General features: G+C 67.4%; 13 protein-coding genes. 6 read left to right on the top strand and 7 right to left on the bottom strand.

Features of this window, described 5'->3' with window-relative positions; all coding sequences use genetic code 11:
• Positions 1 to 557 precede the first annotated feature (557 nt).
• Complete coding sequence (locus tag F3J14_RS22200) at positions 558 to 2,699, top strand: hypothetical protein (RefSeq protein ID WP_166724846.1); 2,142 nt, start codon at positions 558 to 560, stop codon at positions 2,697 to 2,699.
• Positions 2,700 to 2,844: 145 nt separating this feature from the next.
• Here F3J14_RS22200 and F3J14_RS22195 read toward each other — a convergent pair whose 3' ends face one another.
• The 5 genes from F3J14_RS22195 to F3J14_RS22175 all read right to left on the bottom strand — a co-directional run bounded on the left by F3J14_RS22195 (position 2,845) and on the right by F3J14_RS22175 (position 10,371).
• The gene (locus F3J14_RS22195; protein WP_166724845.1) at positions 2,845 to 4,245 is read right to left on the bottom strand and encodes a sensor domain-containing diguanylate cyclase; all 1,401 of its coding nucleotides are present in this window, start codon (positions 4,243 to 4,245) and stop codon (positions 2,845 to 2,847) included.
• A 299-nt stretch (positions 4,246 to 4,544) separates the two neighbouring features.
• Positions 4,545 to 5,723 carry an acetyl-CoA C-acyltransferase gene (locus F3J14_RS22190; protein ID WP_166724844.1) on the bottom strand — a complete coding sequence of 393 codons (1,179 nt, stop codon included), beginning with the start codon at positions 5,721 to 5,723 and terminating at the stop codon, positions 4,545 to 4,547.
• A gap of 45 nt (positions 5,724 to 5,768) precedes the next feature.
• Complete coding sequence (gene pncA / locus F3J14_RS22185; RefSeq protein WP_166724843.1) at positions 5,769 to 6,401, bottom strand: bifunctional nicotinamidase/pyrazinamidase; 633 nt, start codon at positions 6,399 to 6,401, stop codon at positions 5,769 to 5,771.
• Between the two features lie 47 nt (positions 6,402 to 6,448).
• A complete protein-coding gene (locus tag F3J14_RS22180; RefSeq protein ID WP_166724842.1) occupies positions 6,449 to 8,533 on the bottom strand; it encodes a 3-hydroxyacyl-CoA dehydrogenase NAD-binding domain-containing protein in 2,085 nt (694 codons plus the stop codon).
• A gap of 194 nt (positions 8,534 to 8,727) precedes the next feature.
• A complete protein-coding gene (locus tag F3J14_RS22175; protein WP_166724841.1) occupies positions 8,728 to 10,371 on the bottom strand; it encodes a 3-(methylthio)propionyl-CoA ligase in 1,644 nt (547 codons plus the stop codon).
• A gap of 163 nt (positions 10,372 to 10,534) precedes the next feature.
• Between F3J14_RS22175 and F3J14_RS22170 the strand changes: the two genes are divergently transcribed.
• The 5 genes from F3J14_RS22170 (at position 10,535) to F3J14_RS22150 (ending at position 14,339) form a co-directional block, all read left to right on the top strand.
• Entirely contained in the window at positions 10,535 to 12,103 is a 1,569-nt protein-coding gene (locus F3J14_RS22170; RefSeq protein WP_166724840.1) for a protein adenylyltransferase SelO, read from the top strand.
• 38 nt (positions 12,104 to 12,141) lie between these two features.
• The gene (gene msrB / locus F3J14_RS22165; RefSeq protein WP_166724839.1) at positions 12,142 to 12,573 is read left to right on the top strand and encodes a peptide-methionine (R)-S-oxide reductase MsrB; all 432 of its coding nucleotides are present in this window, start codon (positions 12,142 to 12,144) and stop codon (positions 12,571 to 12,573) included.
• Positions 12,574 to 12,697: 124 nt separating this feature from the next.
• Entirely contained in the window at positions 12,698 to 13,228 is a 531-nt protein-coding gene (locus tag F3J14_RS22160) for a septation protein A (RefSeq protein ID WP_006753406.1), read from the top strand.
• A gap of 1 nt (position 13,229) precedes the next feature.
• Positions 13,230 to 13,538 (top strand): BolA family protein, encoded by a 309-nt coding sequence (locus F3J14_RS22155; protein WP_166724838.1) that lies wholly within the window; start codon positions 13,230 to 13,232, stop codon positions 13,536 to 13,538.
• Positions 13,539 to 13,556: 18 nt separating this feature from the next.
• On the top strand, positions 13,557 to 14,339 hold the full coding sequence (locus tag F3J14_RS22150; protein ID WP_006755394.1) for a peptidylprolyl isomerase: 783 nt from the start codon (positions 13,557 to 13,559) through the stop codon (positions 14,337 to 14,339).
• 220 nt (positions 14,340 to 14,559) lie between these two features.
• Here F3J14_RS22150 and F3J14_RS22145 read toward each other — a convergent pair whose 3' ends face one another.
• Both F3J14_RS22145 and purL read right to left on the bottom strand, forming a co-directional pair.
• Entirely contained in the window at positions 14,560 to 15,102 is a 543-nt protein-coding gene (locus tag F3J14_RS22145) for an N-acetyltransferase (protein ID WP_166724837.1), read from the bottom strand.
• The gene (purL, locus tag F3J14_RS22140; protein WP_166724836.1) at positions 15,102 to 19,166 is read right to left on the bottom strand and encodes a phosphoribosylformylglycinamidine synthase; all 4,065 of its coding nucleotides are present in this window, start codon (positions 19,164 to 19,166) and stop codon (positions 15,102 to 15,104) included. Before purL ends, F3J14_RS22145 begins: the two co-directional genes overlap by 1 nt.
• Between the last annotated feature and the right edge of the window lie 159 nt (positions 19,167 to 19,325).

The following is a 19,325-nucleotide window of genomic DNA, read 5'->3' as shown; positions in this document are numbered from 1 at the left end:
CGGGAACACCGATTGCTAAGGCGCCGGACGCGTCGAATTCGCCGAATCCGCCGTCGTCGGTTCAACCACCCGACAAGCACCGGAAAATGGCCTATACCGACATCCATTGCCGATCGATTCTCGCCCAATCTCAAATTCGATTATTTTCAATTCATCCCGATTCGAACATTTTACCGACCCATCTGGAAATAATTTCATCCGATTTTCAAGCAATCATCCAAGAGTTTTCAAAAACATTATTGACTCCATCTTTATCGGAACTTTAGAATCCCCTACGACAGCTTACGTTTCACTTCCCCGCCGCACACGCGCCGCTTCCGGCGCCATGCCGGGGCACCTGTAGAAGAATTCATTCGTGCCTCACCGGGGCGAAGTCTCCTTTTGCTTTTCAATTCGGGCATTAACCGCCTGCCGGTTATTCCGTCCAATTCGCCCGCATCACGTCCGGATTAAATCGCGCATTCAACCGAATGTCGCCGCACCGGACAAAGCAGGCCGAGCGCCCGCTGATTCGATCATTCTCAAAAAAAATCGCCATTCATCAGGAGGGACATGACATGCATCGTTTCGCGAAGTCGCTTTGTATGGGACTCGTCTGCGCCGGCCTGCTCGCGGCCTGTAACGACGACGACGTCAAGCCGGCCAATCCGCCGTCGAACCAGGCCGCACTGTCGTTCCGCATGGACGCCGGTGGACAGATCAACGCGTTCTACCGGCAGGACCAGGTCGCCGCGCATCTGCTGGTGCGCTCATCGACGAAACCGCGCCTGCTCGTGGTGTTTCCGGCCGGCAACAGCGGCACCGGGCTGTGGTTCGACGATACGGCGCAGCCGGTGAACTGGAGCCTCGACACGCCGCCCGCCGCGCTGTCGGCGCCCGACTCGCACGGTCGTCCGCTGCACGGCATCGGTGCCGACGTGTCGGTCGACACCGATACGCTGACGATCCGCCAAGGCGTGCTCAGCAACGTGCGCTTCCTGCGCGACTTCAACGGTGGCGCGACGATTCCGCCGGAGATCGTCACCGCCCCGACGATCCAGGGCAGCGCCGCGCAATGGCAGCGCGACAGGATCGACGGCGCCCCCGGCTATGCGCTGCGCATCACGCTGCGCGACGGCGGCAGCATCGCGCCGGCCGCAGGCGGCAAGCTCGTGCTGCGCGCGGCGCCCGGCTCACGCACGCTGAAACTGCACGTCGACGCGCTGTCGGGCGAGACGCCGTTGTCGCCGATCACGCGTGCGGACCTGCTCGCGCCGTCCGTGAACCCCGACCCGGTCAGCCAGAACGTGCTCGAATTCCTGAGCTTCCACGACAAGCTGCTGGCCGGCTCGTGGCAGTACGACACCTACTTCGGCCGCGACACGCTGATCTCGGTGCGCATGCTGATGCCGGTGCTGGAGCCGGCAGCGATCGAGGCCGGCCTGACGTCGGTGCTGAGCCGCCTGTCGAACGACGGCAAGGTCGCGCACGAGGAAGGCATCGGCGAATTCGCGCTGGTCGACAACGCGAAGAAAGGCCGGCCGAACGATGCGACGCCGGCCTACGACTACAAGATGATCGACAGCGACTACCTGCTCGCGCCGATCGCGGCGGCCTGGCTGATCGACGACACACGCGGCCAGGCGCGCGCGGCCGCCTATCTCGCGCAACGCGGCAGCGACGGCCAGACCAACGGCAGCCGGCTCGTCGTCAACCTGCTGCACGTCGCGGCGACCGCGCAGCCGTTTGCGCAGCAGCCGTCGGTCGCGAACCTGATCCGCCTGCGGCCCGGCGAGATCGTCGGCAACTGGCGCGACAGCACCGACGGGCTCGGCGGCGGCGTCTACCCGTACGACGTGAATGCAGTGCTCGTGCCGGCCGCGCTGCGCGCGGCGAACGCGTTCCTCGCGCGCGGCCTGCTCGATCCGTACCTGGACGCCGGGCAACGCGCGACGCTCGCGAACACGGCGACCGAAGCGGCCACCTGGGAACAGCAGGCGCCGCCGCTGTTCCAGGTGAGCGTGCCGGCCGCGCAGGCGGCGACCGACGTGTCGACCTATGCGCCGTCCGCCGGCGTGCCGGCCGGCACCGCGCCGAGCGCGCCGCTGTCGTTCTACGCGCTGTCGCTCGACCAGCAAGGCACCCCGATCCCGGTCATGAATTCCGACGGCGGCTTCGCGCTGCTGTTCGGCACGCCGCCGGACGACGAACTCCAGCGGATCGTCGCCGACGTCACGCGGCCCTTCCCGACCGGGCTCGTCACCGATGTCGGGATGCTGATCGCGAACCCCGCGTATGCGAGCCAGGCGCTGTGGCCGAAGTTCACGAGTTCCGCGTATCACGGCACGGTGATCTGGTCGTGGCAGCAGGCGATGTGGGTCGCCGGGCTCGATCGCCAGCTCGCACGTCAGGACCTGTCGGCCACGACGCGCACGCTGCTGACGCAGGCACGGCAGACGATCTGGCAGGTGATCTCGAACGGACGCGACATGCGCACGTCGGAGATGTGGACCTGGTCGTACGTCAACGGCCAGTACCGGCCAGACGCATTCGGCACGCGCAGCGCGGATGCGACCGAGGCCAACGCGGCGCAGCTGTGGAGCACGACGTATCTCGCGATCCGCGATCCGCAACTGCGCACGGGCAAGTACTGGTGGCAGGCAGCGCAGCGGATTCAGGACGCGCAGCCTGTGAACGCGGCGGCGATTGTGTCGCGATAGTCGGGCCGTCGGTGAAACGAAAGCCCCGCGCGCGGATTCGCGGGCGGGGCTTCGTTCGGGTTGCGCGCCAAACGGCGGTACGTGGCATCGCGCCATTGCCCCGCATCAACGCGCGCCACGTCGCCGGATGCGCGGGGGTCGCGCGTCAGTGCGCGACCACGCGATTGCGCCCGTCGCGCTTCGCCTGGTACAGCCGTTCGTCGACCGCCCGCAGCAACGCATCGACCGTACTCCCGTCGACACCGTACTGCGCGACGCCGACGCTGACCGTCACCTGCACGCGCTTGAAATCCAGCCCGAACGGCGAACTCGCGATCGACGAACGCACGCGCTCGGCCGTCATGCGGGCGCCTTCGAGCGGCATCTCGGGCAACAGCGCCATGAACTCCTCGCCGCCGACCCGCGCGAGCGCACCTGCCGGACGAATCGCCTCGAGACACTGGCGCACGACGCCGCGCAGCACCTCGTCGCCGATCTGGTGCCCGTATGCGTCGTTGATGTTCTTGAAGTTGTCGAGATCGAGCGCCAGCAGGCAAAACGGCGTGCCGTCGCGCTCCGCACGCACGATCTCGCGCTCGACCTGCCCGATGAACTGGCGGCGGTTCGACGCACCCGTCATCGGATCGGTCGCGGCCATGTACTCGAGCTTCTGGTTCGTGCGCCGCAACTCCTGCAACGCGCTATCGGTGCGCGCCATCGATTCCGACAGCCGGCTCATCAGGTCTTCCTGGCGGTAGATCGCCGAGAACGAGCGCGTCGTCTGCAGCGCCTGCACGACGCCATAGCTGAGCAGGAAGAACCCGCCCGCGAAGATCGCATGCGCGAGCCACCACATGTGATTCCATGGCTTGCCGACGATGAACGCGACCGACGATAGCGCGAACGCCATGATCGACATGCCGTAGATCACCATCAGCGGCGAACGGATCCGCCTTGCGAGCAGCACGCCGACGTTCAGCAGCGAAAACACCAGCGCGCCGCCTTCCATCGACAGCCGCGTGCCCAGCGCGCCGGCGACCGGCGAATACGCGATGTAGGCGACCACCACATTGATGATCACGAAGAACGCGATCCACGGCAGCCAGGTTAGCGCGCGCGTGCGCTTGTCCGGCCGATCGGGCGGATTCGAATACGACAGCATGCCCGTCAGCAGCAGGATCGACATCACGAGCCGCGACGCGGGCCCGTACAGCAGGAACAGCCAGATATTGTGGTGCGCCATCCCGGTGAAGACGCCGTGCAGCGAGTAGATCATCGCGAAACCGAGAAAGCCGAGTGTCAGCCAGCGCAGCAGCGGCTCGCCGGACGACCGGTAGCAAACCCACGTCACGTAGGTGACGAATGCGCCTTCGAGCGTGGCAGCCGCGATCGCGATTTCATGGAATGCGTGGCTCTCGAACACGACGCGCGGGTCGCCGAAGAACCACAAATAGGCAATCAGATAGGCCGGCAAGAGCGCGAATCCGACCAGCAGGCATTTCGCGTAGAGCCTCGCGGCCGCGCTGACGACGCGCGGGGGTTCCCCGGATGCATGGGTCGTGCTCAATTTGATCCCCGTTTCGGTCTGCTGCGTGGTTCGAACGTCCACGGTGCCGGAAACGCGTGCTGCATCGTCTTCGCCGGCTACCGGAAACGCGTCGCGAGCGTCGGTGCAACGCACGCGCTGGCCCATCCCGCCGAAAGGCAAATGTCAGAGCAAGTATAGATGCGGCAATTCGTTTGACAAGTAAGGGGAAACGGCAGCATGAAATCTACACCTTTTGCTGCCCATTCCTTGCGAATGGCATGCGAATGCCGGCGCTCGCGGCTTCCACCCACGAAGCCGCGAGCGCAGGTCGGTCAAAATCAAACGATTTCGAACAGGCCGGCCGCCCCCTGCCCGCCGCCGATGCACATCGTGACGACCACATATTTCACGCCGCGCCGCTTGCCTTCGATCAGCGCATGGCCCGTCAGGCGCGCACCCGACACACCGTACGGATGGCCGACCGCGATCGCGCCACCGTTCACGTTCAGGCGGTCCTCGGGAATCCCGAGCGTGTCGCGACAGTACAACACTTGCACCGCGAACGCTTCGTTCAGTTCCCACAGGCCGATGTCGTCGACCTTCAGCCCCGCCTGCTTCAGCAGCTTCGGCACCGCGAACACCGGGCCGATGCCCATCTCGTCCGGCTCGCAACCGGCCACCGCGAAACCGCGGAACACGCCGAGCGGACGCAGCCCTTCGCGCTGCGCGACATCCGCGTTCATCACCACGCACGCCGACGCGCCGTCCGAGAACTGGCTCGCGTTGCCCGCGGTGATCACGCCGCCCGGCACGGCCGAACGGATCTTCGACACGCCTTCGAGCGTCGTGTCGGGCCGGATGCCTTCGTCGGCCGACACCGTCACGTCCTGCGTGAACAGCCGGCCCGTCGCCTTGTCGGCAATGCCCGCGCGTACGGTGATCGGCACGATCTCGTCGTTGAAGCGCCCGGCTTCCTGCGCGGCCGCGGCCCGCAGTTGCGACTGCACGCCATACGCGTCCTGGCGCTCCTTCGAAATCCCGTAGCGCTTCGCGACGTTCTCCGCCGTCTGCAGCATGTTCCAGTAGATCTGCGGCTTGTGCTCGACGAGCCAGCCTTCCTGGACCATGTGCCGGTTCATCTCGTTCTGCACGCACGAGATCGATTCGACGCCGCCTGCGATGTACACGTCACCCTCGCCCGCGATGATCCGCTGCGCGGCGAGCGCGATCGTCTGCAGACCGGACGAGCAGAAACGGTTCACCGTCATCCCCGGCACGCTCACCGGCAGCCCGGCGCGCAGCGCGATCTGCCGCGCGATGTTGGCGCCGGTCGCGCCTTCGGGGTTCGCGCAACCCATGATCACGTCCTCGATGCGCGCGGGGTCGAGCTTCGCGCGTTCGAGCGCGGCCGCGACCACGTGGCCGCCGAGCGTCGCGCCGTGCGTCATGTTGAATGCGCCGCGCCACGATTTCGCGAGCGGCGTGCGTGCGGTCGATACGATTACGGCTTCGGTCATGCGAGTCTCCTTCGGTCCTGCTGTCCTGAATCGGATGGGAATGCGCTACGCCGTCGGGCGCGCGCCCGCGGACGTCACATATGCGACGCCCGCTGCCTGCATCTGTTGCCATGCGTGCGCGAGCGACCCGTTCAGGTCGATCGCGCGGCACGCATCGTTGATCACCGCGGCTTCGAAGCCAGCCGCGCGCGCATCGAGCGCGGACCACGCGACGCAATAGTCGGTCGCGAGCCCGCAACACCACACGCGCTTCGCGCCGAGCTCGCGCAGATAGCCGGCGAGCCCCGTGCGCGTCGTGCGGTCGGCCTCGACGAACGCGGAATAGCTGTCGAGCTGTGCGTCGCCGCCCTTGCGGATCACGAGCCTGGCGTGCGGGATGTCGAGATCGCGATGCAGCGCCGCGCCTTCGGTGTCCTGCACGCAGTGCACGGGCCACAGCACCTGCTCGCCGTACGGCAGCGCGAGCGTCGAGAACGGCTCGTGCCCCGGGTGGTTCGCCGCGAACGACACGTGTTCGCGCGGGTGCCAGTCCTGCGTCAGCACGACCTGGTCGAAGCGTCGCGCGAGCGCGTTGATCACCGGCACGACCGCGTCGCCGTCCGGCACCGCGAGTGCGCCGCCCGGCATGAAGTCGTACTGCACGTCGATCACGAGCAATACGTCGTCAGTGCGTTTCATTGCGTTTCTCCTTGCGGGCTTCGCCGTGCCGTCACGCGCGGGGCCCGTCAGTCGTTGAATCCGCGCCCGGCCGCCGCCCGCTCGACGATCGACGGCGCGAGCTGCCACGCGTCGCCGTTCGGCGCGGCCGCGTAGCGGCGGATCGCCCGCTCGACGTTGTAGAGGCCGACCATGTCCGCGTACAGCATCGGGCCGCCACGCCAGAGCGGGAAGCCGTAGCCGGTCAGGTAGACCATGTCGATGTCGGACGCCTTCGACGCGATCTTCTCCTCGAGAATCTTCGCGCCTTCGTTGACGAGCGCGAACACGAGCCGCTCGACGATTTCGTCGTCGCCGATCTTGCGCCGCTCGACGCCGCGCTCCTTCGAATACGCGACGACCATCTCGTCGACAAGTGCCGACGGCTTCGCCTTGCGCTCGCCCGGCACGTAGTCGTACCAGCCGCCGCCCGTCTTCTGGCCGAAGCGGCCCAGTTCGCACAGGCGGTCGGCGATCTTCGAGTACTGCAGATCGGGCTGCTCGACATAGCGGCGCTTGCGGATCGCCCAGCCGATGTCGTTGCCGGCGAGGTCGCTCATCCGGAACGGGCCCATCGCGAAACCGAACTTCTCGATCGCACGGTCGACCTGCGCGGGCAGCGCGCCTTCCTCGAGCATGAAGAGCGCCTGGCGGATGTACTGCTCGATCATCCGGTTGCCGATGAAGCCGTCGCACACGCCCGACACGACCGCCGTCTTGCGGATCTTCTTGGCGACCGCCATCACGGTCGCGAGCACGTCCTTCGCGGTCTGCGCGCCGCGCACGACCTCGAGCAGCTTCATCACGTTCGCGGGGCTGAAGAAGTGCATGCCAACCACGTCCTGCGGACGCTTCGTGAACGCGGCGATCTTGTCGACGTCGAGCGTCGACGTGTTCGACGCGAGGATCGCGCCCGGCTTCGCCACGGCGTCGAGCTGGCCGAACACCTGCTCCTTCACGCCGAGCTCCTCGAACACGGCCTCGACGATCAGGTCCGCGTCCTTCAGGTCGTCATAGGACAGCGTCGGCGTGATCAGCGCCATGCGCGCGTCGAGCTTCTGCTGCGTGAGCTTGCCCTTCTTCACCTGCGCGTCGTAGTTCTTGCGGATCGTGGCCAGCCCGCGCTCGAGTGCGTCCTGCTTCGTCTCGAGCAGCGTGACGGGCAGGCCCGCGTTGATGAAGTTCATCGCGATCCCGCCGCCCATCGTGCCCGCGCCGATCACGCCGACGCGGCGGATCTCGCGCACCGGCGTATCGGCCGGCACGTCGGGAATCTTGCTCGCCGCGCGCTCGCCGAAGAATGCATGCCGCAGCGCGCGGCTTTCCGGCGTCATCATCAGCGCGACGAAGCCCTCACGCTCGGCGACGCTGCCCTTGTCGAAGCCGTTCAGCACGCCGGCTTCGATCGCGTCGATGCACTTGTGCGGCGCGGGGAAATTCGGTGCGGCGGCCCGCGCCGAATTGCGCGCGAACTGGATGAAACCCGCGGCGTTCTCGTGAACGATCTTGCGATCGCGCACGCGCGGGTGCGGCCCCTTCTGCGCACCGACCTTGCGCGCGAACGCGACGGCCGCGTCGAGCAGGTCGCCGTCGGCCATCGCGTCGAACAGCCCGCTGTTCGCGAGTTGCTCCGACGGCACCGGGGCGCCCGACACGATCATGTTCAGCGCGGTTTCGAGCCCCACCGCACGCGGCAGCCGCTGCGTGCCGCCCGCGCCCGGCAGCAGGCCGAGCTTCACTTCGGGCAGCGCGACCTGCGCGCCAGGCGCCGCGACGCGGTAGTGCGCGCCGAGCGCGAGCTCCAGGCCACCGCCCATCACGACGCTGTGCAGCGCCGCGACGACCGGCTTCGCGCTCGCCTCCACCGCGCGAATCACGGTGTGCAGCGTGGGCTCCTGCAGGGCCTTCGGGGTATTGAATTCGGTGATGTCGGCGCCGCCCGAGAACGCGCGGCCGGCGCCCGTCAGCACGATCGCCGTGACCGACGGATCCTGCACGGCGCGATCGAGCGCGTCCATGACGCCCTGGCGCGTCGACAGGCCGAGCCCGTTGACGGGCGGATTGTTGAGCGTAATGACGGCCACGCCGTCGCGAGTCGAGTAATCCACTGCCATCTGCCTGCCTCCATGCATCGCGCGCCGGGGTGGCTGCGCTTCATTGTGCGCGGTCGAACAGCCGCATGTCCGGATCGAACGGAGGCAGCATACAACGAAAAAGCACGGTCGTTCAATTTGATTTTTTCCCGATCCGGGGGCCGGATCGGGCGACCGCGTGGCGGACTGCGTGGCGGACCGTCGCCGGCCCTGGCTTACGGCTCGCCGACGGCCGTCGGCAGCACGTAGCCGCGGAACGTCTCGCGCAGCTTCAGCTTCTGCAGCTTGCCGGTCGCGGTGTGCGGCAGCGATTCGACGAACACGACGTCGTCGGGCACCCACCACTTCGCGACCTTGCCCTCGTAGAACGCGAGCAGCGCGTCGCGGCTCAGGTTCGCCCCCTCGCGCGGCACCACGACGAGCAGCGGACGCTCGGTCCATTTCGGGTGCGCACAGGCGATGCAGGCGGCTTCGGCGACGCCCGGGTGCGCAATCGCGACGTTCTCGATGTCGATCGAGCTGATCCACTCGCCGCCGGACTTGATCACGTCCTTGCTGCGGTCGGTGATCTGCAGGAAGCCGTCGGGGTCGATCGTCGCGACGTCGCCGGTGGGGAACCAGCCGTCCGACAGCGGCGACGTGTCGCTCCGGAAGTAGTGATCGATCACCCAGGGCCCGCGCACCTGCAGTTCGCCGAACGCGATGCCATCCCACGGCAGTTCGTGGCCGTCGTCGCCGACGATCCGCATGTCGACGCCGCAGATCACGCGCCCCTGCTTCTCCAGCAGCCGGCGCTGCGTGTCGAGCGGCCGCTGCGACTGCGCCCAGTTCAGCTTCGCGAGCGTGCCGAGCGGCGACAGCTCGGTCATCCCCCACGCATGGATCACGCGCACGCCGTATTCGTCCTCGAACGTGCGCAGCATCGCGGGCGGGCACGCGGAGCCGCCGATCACCGTGCGGTTCAGCGTCGAGAAGCGCACGCCGGCCTCGCGCATGTAGTTCAGCAGCCCGAGCCACACGGTCGGCACGCCCGCGGAAAACGTCACGCGTTCGGCCTCCATCAATTCGTACAGCGACTTGCCGTCGAGGTCCTTGCCGGGCAGCACGAGCTTGCCGCCCGTGAGCGGCACCGCGTACGGCAGTCCCCACGCGTTGACATGGAACATCGGCACGACGGGCAGCACGGCGTCCAGCGCCGACAGGTTCATCGCGTCGGGCAGTGCGGCGCCGTATGCGTGCAGCACCGTCGAGCGATGCGAATACAGCACGCCCTTCGGATTGCCCGTCGTGCCCGACGTGTAGCACAGGCCCGACGCCTGCAGCTCGTCGAGGCGCGGCCAGTCATAGTGGCCGTCTTCGGCGTCGACGAGCGTTTCGTAGCACAGGTACGGCAGCGCGCCGGACGGCACGTGCGCGGCGTCGGTCATCGCGATCCAGCCCTTCACGTGCGGGCACTGCGGCGCGATCGCATCGACGAGCGGCGCGAAATTGATGTCGAAGAAAACGTAACGGTCTTCCGCGTGATTGACGATGTAGGCGATCTGCTCCGGAAAGAGGCGCGGGTTGATCGTGTGGCACACGGCGCCCATTCCGCCGATCCCGTAATACGCCTCCAGGTGCCGGTAGCCGTTCCAGGCCAGCGTGCCGACGCGGTCGCCCGATTCGACGCCGAGCCGTGCGAGCGCCTGCGCGAGGCGCTTCGCGCGTTGCTCGCAGTCGCGGTACGTGTACCGATGCAGGTCGCCTTCCACGCGCTTCGACACGATCTCCGTGTCGCCCGCATAACGCGCGGCATGCGCGATCAGCGACGACACCAGCAACGGCATGTCCATCATCTGGCCCAGCAACGGCTTACCCATCGTCTTGTTCTCCCGGAAGGACGCGAATCGGTGACCAGCCTTGAAGCGGTGCGCCGGCTTGCGGCCCGTCCACGGCCGGACGGGCCTCGCGCAACGCACGCGGGCCGCCATGCGGGCGGCGCGGCGCCGCCTTACAATATCGGCTTACCCAGAGGCGCTCAACATGTCGTTTTCCCGAAGCGCAGCCGATGCGGCTGACACTCTCCCCGACCTCGCCGCCACGCTCGGCGCGCCGGCCCTTGGCGCGTTCGTCACGCTCGGCGACGCGTTTCATACGCGGCTGCCGGCCGCGCCGCTGCCCGCACCGTACGTCGTCGGCTTTTCCGACGAAGTCGCGCAGCTGCTCGGCCTGCCGGCATCGTTCGCCACCCAGCCCGGCTTCGCCGAGCTGTTCGCCGGCAACCCGACGCGCGACTGGCCCGCGAACGCGCTGCCGTACGCGTCGGTGTATTCCGGTCACCAGTTCGGCGTGTGGGCCGGCCAGCTCGGCGACGGCCGCGCGCTGACGATCGGCGAACTCCCCGGCACCGACGGCCAGCGCTACGAGCTGCAGATCAAGGGCGGCGGCCGCACGCCGTATTCGCGAATGGGCGACGGCCGCGCCGTGCTGCGTTCGTCGATCCGCGAATTCCTGTGTTCCGAAGCGATGCATCACCTCGGCATCCCGACCACGCGCGCGCTCACGGTGATCGGCTCCGACCAGCCGGTGGTGCGCGAGGAGATCGAGACGTCGGCCGTGGTCACGCGCGTGTCGGAGAGCTTCGTGCGCTTCGGCCACTTCGAGCACTTCTTCTCGAACGATCGCCCGGACCTGTTGCGCCAGCTCGCCGATCACGTGATCGACCGCTTCTATCCGGCGTGCCGCGACGCCGACGATCCGTACCTCGCCCTGCTCGAAGCCGCGACGCTGCGCACGGCCGACCTCGTCGCGCAATGGCAGGCCGTCGGCTTCTGCCACGGCGTGATGAACACCGACAACATGTCGATCCTCGGCCTGACGATCGACTACGGCCCGTTCGGCTTCGTCGACGCGTTCGACGCGAATCACATCTGCAACCACTCCGACACGAGCGGCCGCTATGCGTATCGGATGCAGCCGCGCATCGCGCACTGGAACTGCTACTGCCTCGCGCAGGCGCTGCTGCCGCTGATCGGGCTGCAGCACGGCATCGCCGACGACGATGCGCGCGCCGAGCGCGCGGTCGAAGACGCGCAGGCCGTGCTCGCGAAGTTTCCCGAGCGCTTCGGCCCGGCGCTCGAACGCGCGATGCGTGCGAAGCTCGGCCTCGAGCTCGAGCGCGAAAACGACGCCGAGCTCGCGAACAAGTTGCTCGAAACGATGCACGCGAGCCATGCGGACTTCACGCTGACGTTCCGCCGGCTCGCGCAGCTGTCGAAGCACGACGCGAGCCGCGACGCGCCGGTGCGCGACCTGTTCATCGATCGCGACGCGTTCGACGCGTGGGCGAACCTCTACCGCACGCGGCTGTCCGAGGAGACGCGCGACGACGCGGCCCGCGCGGCCGCGATGAACCGCGTGAACCCGAAATACGTGCTGCGCAACCATCTGGCCGAAGTCGCGATCCGGCGCGCGAAGGAAAAGGACTTTTCCGAAGTCGAACGACTCGCGCAGGTGCTGCGCCGGCCGTTCGACGAACAACCGGAACATGAAACGTATGCGGCATTGCCGCCCGACTGGGCCGGGTCGCTCGAAGTAAGCTGTTCGTCGTGACCCGCACGACCCGACCGACCGATCAGGAGAACTCCCACATGTCACACGATACCGACGATAAAACCTACCCGTACCAGAAGGATGACGCCGAACTGCGCCGCCGGCTCACGCCGATGCAGTACGAGGTCACGCAGCATGCGGCGACCGAGCGCGCGTTCACCGGCGAATACACCGACACCGAGGACACCGGCATCTATAAATGCGTCGTCTGCAGCACGCCGCTGTTCGAATCCGGCGCGAAATTCCATTCGGGCTGCGGCTGGCCCAGCTATTTCAAGCCGCTGAACGGCGAGGTGATCGATGAGAAGATCGACCGCACGCACGGGATGGTGCGCGTCGAGGTCCGCTGCAACCATTGCGGCGCGCATCTCGGCCACGTGTTCGAGGACGGCCCGCGCGACAAGACCGGTTTGCGGTACTGCATCAATTCGGCTGCGTTAAACTTCGAGTCCCGACCCGAAAACGAATGAGCGGCGCCGGACGGATCGGACGGACAGCCTTGCCGGCTGCGCCGATCCCGGACGGTGTCGCCTGGCGGGTCCCCACAACGGTGAAAGACCGCGCGATGCGGTCTTTCACGCAGCTGCGAGCGCCATGAAATTCCTGTTCGATCTGTTTCCGATCATCCTGTTTTTCGCCGCCTTCAAGGTCTGGGGCATCTTCACCGCCACCGCCGTCGCGATCGTCGCGACACTGGCCCAGGTCGCGTGGGTCGCCTTCCGGCACCGGAAGGTCGACACGATGCTGTGGGTCAGTCTCGGCGTGATCGTCGTCTTCGGCGGCGCCACCCTCGTCCTGCATGACGAAAAATTCATTCAATGGAAACCGACAGTGCTGTACTGGTTGTTTGCGATCGGGCTGCTCGCCGCACGCTATGCGTTCGGCAACAACCTGATCGAGAAGATGATGGGCAAGCAGCTCACGCTGCCGCATCCCGTGTGGGACAAGCTGAACGTCGCGTGGGCGCTGTTCTTCGCGGTGCTCGGCGTCGCGAACCTGTACGTGGTGCACAACTACACCGAATCGCAGTGGGTGAACTTCAAGCTGTTCGGGACGACGGGCGCGATGGTCGTGTTCATCATCCTGCAGAGCCTGTGGCTCACGAAGTACCTGAAGGACGAATGACATGACCGACGCCTTTCTCGACGCCTCGCCCGACGAGCGCATCGCGCTGATCGAAGCGCGCCTGACCGCCTCGCTTGCGCCGCTGTCGCTCACGGTGCGCGACGACAGCGCGCAGCACGCGGGCCACGCCGGTGCGGCCGCCGGCGGCCACTACACGGTCACGATCGTGTCGTCCGCATTCGTGGGCAAGCCACGCGTGGCGCGGCACCGGCTGGTGTATGATGCGCTCGCTGATGCGATGCAGCGCGGCATACACGCGCTCGCGATCGTGGCTTATACGCCCGAAGAATTCAACGAATCTTCAATCTAGTCTCAACAGGAATTCCCGATGATCCTGAAATCCCCCCGCCTGTGGGTCGCGGCGGCTGCTTTTGCAGCGGCACCGGCATTCGCCCAGAACATCGCCGTCGTGAACGGCACGCCGATTCCGAAGTCACGCGCCGATGCGATGGTCGCGCAGCTCGTCCAGCAAGGTCAGACCGACAGCCCGCAACTGCAGCAGGCCGTGCGCCAGGAACTCGTGAACCGCGAAATCCTGATGCAGGAAGCGATCCGCGAAGGCATCCCGAACCGCCCGGACGTGAAGGCGCAGGTCGCCGTCGCGCAGCAGACGGTCGTGCTGCGCTCGATGATCGAGAGCTTCCTGAAGAAGAACCAGCCGACCGAGGCGGAAGTGAAGGCGCGCTATGACGAGCTCGTGAAAGGTGCCGGCGGCAACCGCGAGTACCACCTGCATCACATCCTCGTCGACAGCGAGCAACAAGCGAAGGACCTGATCGCGAAGATCAAGGGCGGCGCGAAGTTCGAGGATCTCGCGAAGCAGTACTCGAAGGATCCGGGTTCGGGCAAGAATGGCGGCGACCTCGACTGGTCCGATCCGAAGGCGTACGTGCCGGAATTCGCAGCGGCGGCGCAGAAGCTGCAGAAAGGCCAGATGACCGACACGCCGGTGAAGACGCAGTTCGGCTGGCACATCATCCGTGCCGACGACATCCGCGATGTCGCGCCGCCGCCGTTCGATCAGGTGAAGGCGCAGATCGCCCAGCAGCTCGTGCAGCAGAAGCTGCAGGCGTTCGAGGAAGGCCTGCGCCAGCAGGCGAAGATCCAGTAACGTCGGCGACACTCGCCCACGCAAAGGCCGCTCCCCGGAGCGGCCTTTTTCATGCGCGCGTGCAGCTGCGGCACGCGCCGGACGCAGCCGACCCGCGAGTTGCGGCCGGGACACGTATGGATACGGCTCGCTGCCCTGCCCGGCCGCGCAAAGAAAAAGCCGCTTCGAGGCGGCTTCTTTTCGGAACGGCGGGACCGTGTCCGGACAGCGTGGCGAACCGCTATGCCGGATAGAACGCAGCGTGATAGCGGACCTCACCCGACGGCCGCGGCGCAGCTTCGTCGAACGCCAGCGCGAGGAAATACTCGCGCGGCGCATCCGCGAACACGAGATCGCCGGACGGCGCGAAGCCGAAACGCGCGTAGTACGCGGGATCGCCGAGCACGACGCAGCCGCGCGCACCGAGCCGGCGCAATGCGTCGAGCCCCGTGCGCACGAGCCCCGCACCGATGCTCCGGCGCCGGCATTCGGGCCGCACCGCGAGCGGCGCGAGCCCGTACCACGCGTGGCTGCCGGCCGGCTCGCCGCCGATCGAGACCGGCGAGAACGCGACGTGACCGATCATGCGCTCGTCGCGCTCCGCGACGAGCGACACGCCGAGCGCGCCATCCGCGCGCAGCGCGTCGACGATCTGCCGCTCGAGCTGCCCGTGCCGCGGTTCATCCGCGAACGCGGCCATGATCACGCGACCGATCGCCTCGACGTCGCTGGCGCGTTCATCGCGCAGCGTGACGATCTCGACCGGTGCGTGCGGATCGAACATCAGCCGATCCAGCGGCGTGCGTTACGGAACACGCGCATCCACGGGCTCGCTTCGTCCCAGCCTTCCGGATGCCAGCTCATCGTGACCGTGCGGTGCACGCGCTCCATGTGCGGCATCAGCACCGAGAAGCGGCCGTCGGCCGTCGTGACCGACGTGATGCCGGCCGGCGACCCGTTCGGGTTGAACGGATAGCGCTCGGTCGCTTCGCCGCGGTGGTCGATGTAGCGCATCGCAACCGCGACGCGATCGATGTCGCCCTGCTGCGAGAAGTCCGCATAGCCTTCGCCGTGCGCGACCGCCACCGGAATCCGCGAGCCTTCCATCCCCGCGAAGAAGATCGACGGCGACTTCTCGACTTCGACGAACGAGAAGCGTGCCTCGAACTGCTCGGACTTGTTGCGCGTGAACTTCGGCCAAGCCTCGGCACCCGGAATCATCGACGCGAGGCTCGACAGCATCTGGCAACCGTTGCAGATGCCGAGCGCGAACGTGTCGGGGCGCGCGAAGAACGCCGAGAACATGTCGGCGAGGTTCGCGTTGAAGCGGATCGTCTTCGCCCAGCCTTCGCCGGCACCCAGCACGTCGCCGTACGAGAAACCGCCGCACGCCACCGCGCCCGCGAAATCGGCGAGCGTCGCGCGGCCCGCGAGCAGGTCGCTCATGTGCACGTCGTGCGCGTCGAAGCCCGCGCGGTCGAACGCGTACGCCGTTTCGAGGTGCGAGTTCACGCCCTGCTCGCGCAGGATCGCGACGCGCGGGCGGGCGCCCGTCGCGATGAACGGCGCGGCGATGTCGTCGGCCGGATCGAACGTCAGCACCGGCGAGATGCCCGGGTCCGCCGCATCGAGCAGCGCGTCGTATTCGGCGTCCGCGCAAGCCGGGTTGTCGCGCAGGCGCGCGATGCGCCAGCTCACTTCACCCCATGCACGATGGAGTTCGGCACGCGGCGCGTCGAAGATCTTCTTCGCATCGCGGTACACCTCGATCACGTCGCGCTCGTTGACCGTGCCGATCACGTGCGAGCACGCCGACAGGCCGAACTCGCGCAGCGCGCCGAGCACCGCGTCGCGATCGCTCGCGCGCACCTGCACGACGGCGCCGAGTTCTTCCGAGAACAGCGCGCGCAGCGTGCGATCCTCGCGACGGCCGCTCGTCTGCTTCGCCCAGTCCTTCGCGTCGCCGTAGTCGGATTCGTGATTCGGGTCGAGCGTCAGCATGTCGACGTTCAGCGACACGCCCGCGTGACCCGCGAACGCCATTTCGCACACCGTCGCCCACAGGCCGCCGTCCGAGCGGTCGTGGTACGCGAGCAGCTTGTCTTGCGTATTGAGCGACTGGATCGCGTTGAAGAAGCGCTTCAGGTCTTCCGGATCGTCGACGTCCGGCGTCGCGTCACCGACCTGCTGCGTGACCTGCGCGAAGATGCTGCCGCCCATCCGGTTCTTGCCGCGGCCGAGATCGATCGCGATCAGCACGCTGTCGCCCGCGTCGGCGATGCGGCGCAGTTGCGGCGTCAGGTGACGGCGCACGTCCTCGACCGGTGCGAACGCGGAGATGATCAGCGACACCGGCGACACCACTTCCTTCGCGACGCCCTGCTCGTCCCACTTGGTTTTCATCGACAGCGAATCCTTGCCGACCGGAATGCCGATCCCGAGCGCCGGGCACAGCTCCATGCCGATCGCCCTGACCGTATCGAACAGCGCGGCGTCCTCGCCGGCCGTGCCGCACGCGGCCATCCAGTTCGCCGACAGCTTGAGCTTGTCGAGCGACGCGATCGGCGCGCTCGCGATGTTCGTGATCGCCTCGCCGACGGCCATGCGGCCCGATGCCGGCGCATCGATCACCGCGAGCGGCGTGCGCTCGGCCATCGTCATCGCCTCGCCCTTGAAGCCCGCGTAGTCGAGCGCGGTCACCGCGCAGTCGGCCACCGGCACCTGCCACGGGCCGACCATCTGGTCGCGCACCGACGTGCCGCCGACCGAACGGTCGCCGATCGTGATCAGGAACGACTTGCTGCCGACCGTCGGGTGCTTCAGCACGTCGACCGCGACTTCCGACAGCGCGATGCCCGTCACGTCGACCGGCGCGCGCTCGGTGGCGACGCGCGCGACGTCGCGGTGCATGCGCGGCGGCTTGCCGAGCAGCACTTCCATCGGCATGTCGACCGGGTATTCGTCGGCGCCCGTCGCTTCGTCGTCGACGAGCTTCAGCTGGCGTTCGTCGGTCGCGACACCGACCACCGCGAACGGGCAGCGCTCGCGTGCGCAGATTGCCTCGAAGCGCGGCAGGTCGGCCGGCGCGATCGCCAGCACGTAGCGCTCCTGCGCTTCGTTCGACCAGATTTCGCGCGGTGACAGGCCCGATTCCTCGAGCGCGACCTTGCGCAGTTCGAAGCGCGCGCCCTTGCCCGCGCCGTCGACGATCTCGGGGAACGCGTTCGACAGGCCGCCCGCGCCGACGTCGTGGATGCTCAGGATCGGGTTTTCCGCGCCGAGCTGCCAGCAGCCGTTGATCACTTCCTGCGCGCGCCGCTCGATTTCCGGGTTGCCGCGCTGCACCGAGTCGAAGTCGAGTTCGGCCGTGTTCGCGCCGGTCGCCATCGAGCTCGCCGCGCCGCCGCCCATGCCGATCCGCATGCCGGGGCCGCCGATCTGGATCAGCAGGGAGCCTGCCGGCACGTCGTGCTTATGCGTATGCTGATCCGCGATGTTGCCGAGGCCGCCCGCGATCATGATCGGCTTGTGATAGCCGCGCACCTGACCGTCGACGTTCTGCTCGTACACGCGGAAGTAGCCGCCGAGGTTCGGACGGCCGAATTCGTTGTTGAACGCGGCGCCGCCGAGCGGGCCGTCGATCATGATCTGCAGCGGCGATGCGATGCGATCCGGACGGCCGTACGGGCCGTGCGCATCGTTCGGGTTGCGCTCGCCGAGCGGCTGCGCCGCGTCGCGTGCGTTTTCCCACGACTGACGAGCGCCGGGCAGGTCGAGGTTCGACACGGTGAAACCGGTGAGGCCGGCCTTCGGACGCGCACCGCGGCCCGTCGCGCCTTCGTCGCGGATCTCGCCGCCCGCGCCGGTCGCCGCGCCCGGGAACGGCGAGATGGCCGTCGGGTGGTTGTGCGTCTCGACCTTCATCAGCGTGTGCGTGAGTTCGGTGTGGCGCCCGTAGCGCTCGCCCGGCTCGCCGGCCGCGCCCGCGTTGCGCGGGAACCAGCGCTCGGCTTCGGCGCCGACCATGATCGACGAGTTGTCCGAATACGCGACGATCGTGCCCTGCGGGCTTAGCTTCTCGGTGTTGCGGATCATCGCGAACAGCGACATGTCCTGCGGCTCACCGTCGATCGTCCACTGCGCGTTGAAGATCTTGTGGCGGCAGTGCTCGCTGTTCGCCTGCGCGAACATCATCAGCTCGACGTCGGTCGGGTTGCGTTCGAGCTTGCGGAACGCGTCGACCAGGTAGTCGATTTCGTCATCGGCGAGCGCGAGGCCCAGCTCGACGTTCGCGCGCTCGAGCGCGCCGCGGCCGACGCCCAGCACGTCGACGGTCGCGAGCGGCTTGGCCGGCAGTTCGTCGAACAGGTGCTTCGCGTCGTCGCGCGCGGCGACCACGCTTTCGGTCATCCGGTCATGCAGCGCGGCCGCGACCGCTGCGCGGGCGTCGTCGGACAGCGCCTTCTTGCCGCCGAGCAGGCCCGACTTCAGCGTGACCGTGAATTCGACGCCGCGCTCGATGCGACGCACCTGCGTGAGGCCGCAGTGCTGCGCGATATCGGTCGCCTTGCTGGCCCACGGCGAAACCGTGCCGAAGCGCGGCAGCACCACGAAGGTCTCGGTCGCGCCCTTCTCGGCCGCCGGCTCGAACGGCGCGCCGTAGTGCATCAGCGCGTCGATGCGTGCGCTGTCGTCGGCCGACAGCGGCTCGGCCGCATTGACGAAGTGCAGGAACTGGCCGCGCACCGCGACGATGTTGGCGTCGATTTGCCTGAGCGTGTCGAGCAGACGGGTTTGACGGAAATCGGAGAGGGCCGAAGCGCCGGGAAAACACGAGAAGTGAGCCATGGGCTGGACTGACGTCGATGAGTCGCGCGAGGTGGCGACGTGGGGCGAAAGGAAGGCCGTAATTATACCCGGAACTCGATCGTCCCAGACCGGCCGATCGGGACCCGTCGCGCACCGCGACGGTGCGCCGCAATCCGCCGCAATCCCCCGCGCCCAGCA

Origin of the sequence: Burkholderia sp. Tr-862, assembly GCF_011753085.1 — a bacterium.
Classification (GTDB): domain Bacteria; phylum Pseudomonadota; class Gammaproteobacteria; order Burkholderiales; family Burkholderiaceae; genus Burkholderia; species Burkholderia ambifaria.
Note: the sequence above shows the minus strand (reverse complement) of the source record. Positions and strands in the feature narration are given on the sequence as shown.

Bases quoted from the DNA above. Each gene is read 5' to 3' on its own strand.
- msrB (WP_166724839.1), top strand. From the start codon at position 12,142: ATGTCACACGATACCGACGATAAAACCTACCCGTACCAGAAGGATGAC.
- F3J14_RS22160 (WP_006753406.1), top strand. From the start codon at position 12,698: ATGAAATTCCTGTTCGATCTGTTTCCGATCATCCTGTTTTTCGCCGCC.
- F3J14_RS22170 (WP_166724840.1), top strand. From the start codon at position 10,535: ATGTCGTTTTCCCGAAGCGCAGCCGATGCGGCTGACACTCTCCCCGAC.
- F3J14_RS22155 (WP_166724838.1), top strand. From the start codon at position 13,230: ATGACCGACGCCTTTCTCGACGCCTCGCCCGACGAGCGCATCGCGCTG.
- F3J14_RS22175 (WP_166724841.1), bottom strand. From the start codon at position 10,371: ATGGGTAAGCCGTTGCTGGGCCAGATGATGGACATGCCGTTGCTGGTG.
- purL (WP_166724836.1), bottom strand. From the start codon at position 19,166: ATGGCTCACTTCTCGTGTTTTCCCGGCGCTTCGGCCCTCTCCGATTTC.
- F3J14_RS22190 (WP_166724844.1), bottom strand. From the start codon at position 5,723: ATGACCGAAGCCGTAATCGTATCGACCGCACGCACGCCGCTCGCGAAA.
- F3J14_RS22145 (WP_166724837.1), bottom strand. From the start codon at position 15,102: ATGTTCGATCCGCACGCACCGGTCGAGATCGTCACGCTGCGCGATGAA.
- F3J14_RS22150 (WP_006755394.1), top strand. From the start codon at position 13,557: ATGATCCTGAAATCCCCCCGCCTGTGGGTCGCGGCGGCTGCTTTTGCA.
- pncA (WP_166724843.1), bottom strand. From the start codon at position 6,401: ATGAAACGCACTGACGACGTATTGCTCGTGATCGACGTGCAGTACGAC.
- F3J14_RS22180 (WP_166724842.1), bottom strand. From the start codon at position 8,533: ATGGCAGTGGATTACTCGACTCGCGACGGCGTGGCCGTCATTACGCTC.
- F3J14_RS22200 (WP_166724846.1), top strand. From the start codon at position 558: ATGCATCGTTTCGCGAAGTCGCTTTGTATGGGACTCGTCTGCGCCGGC.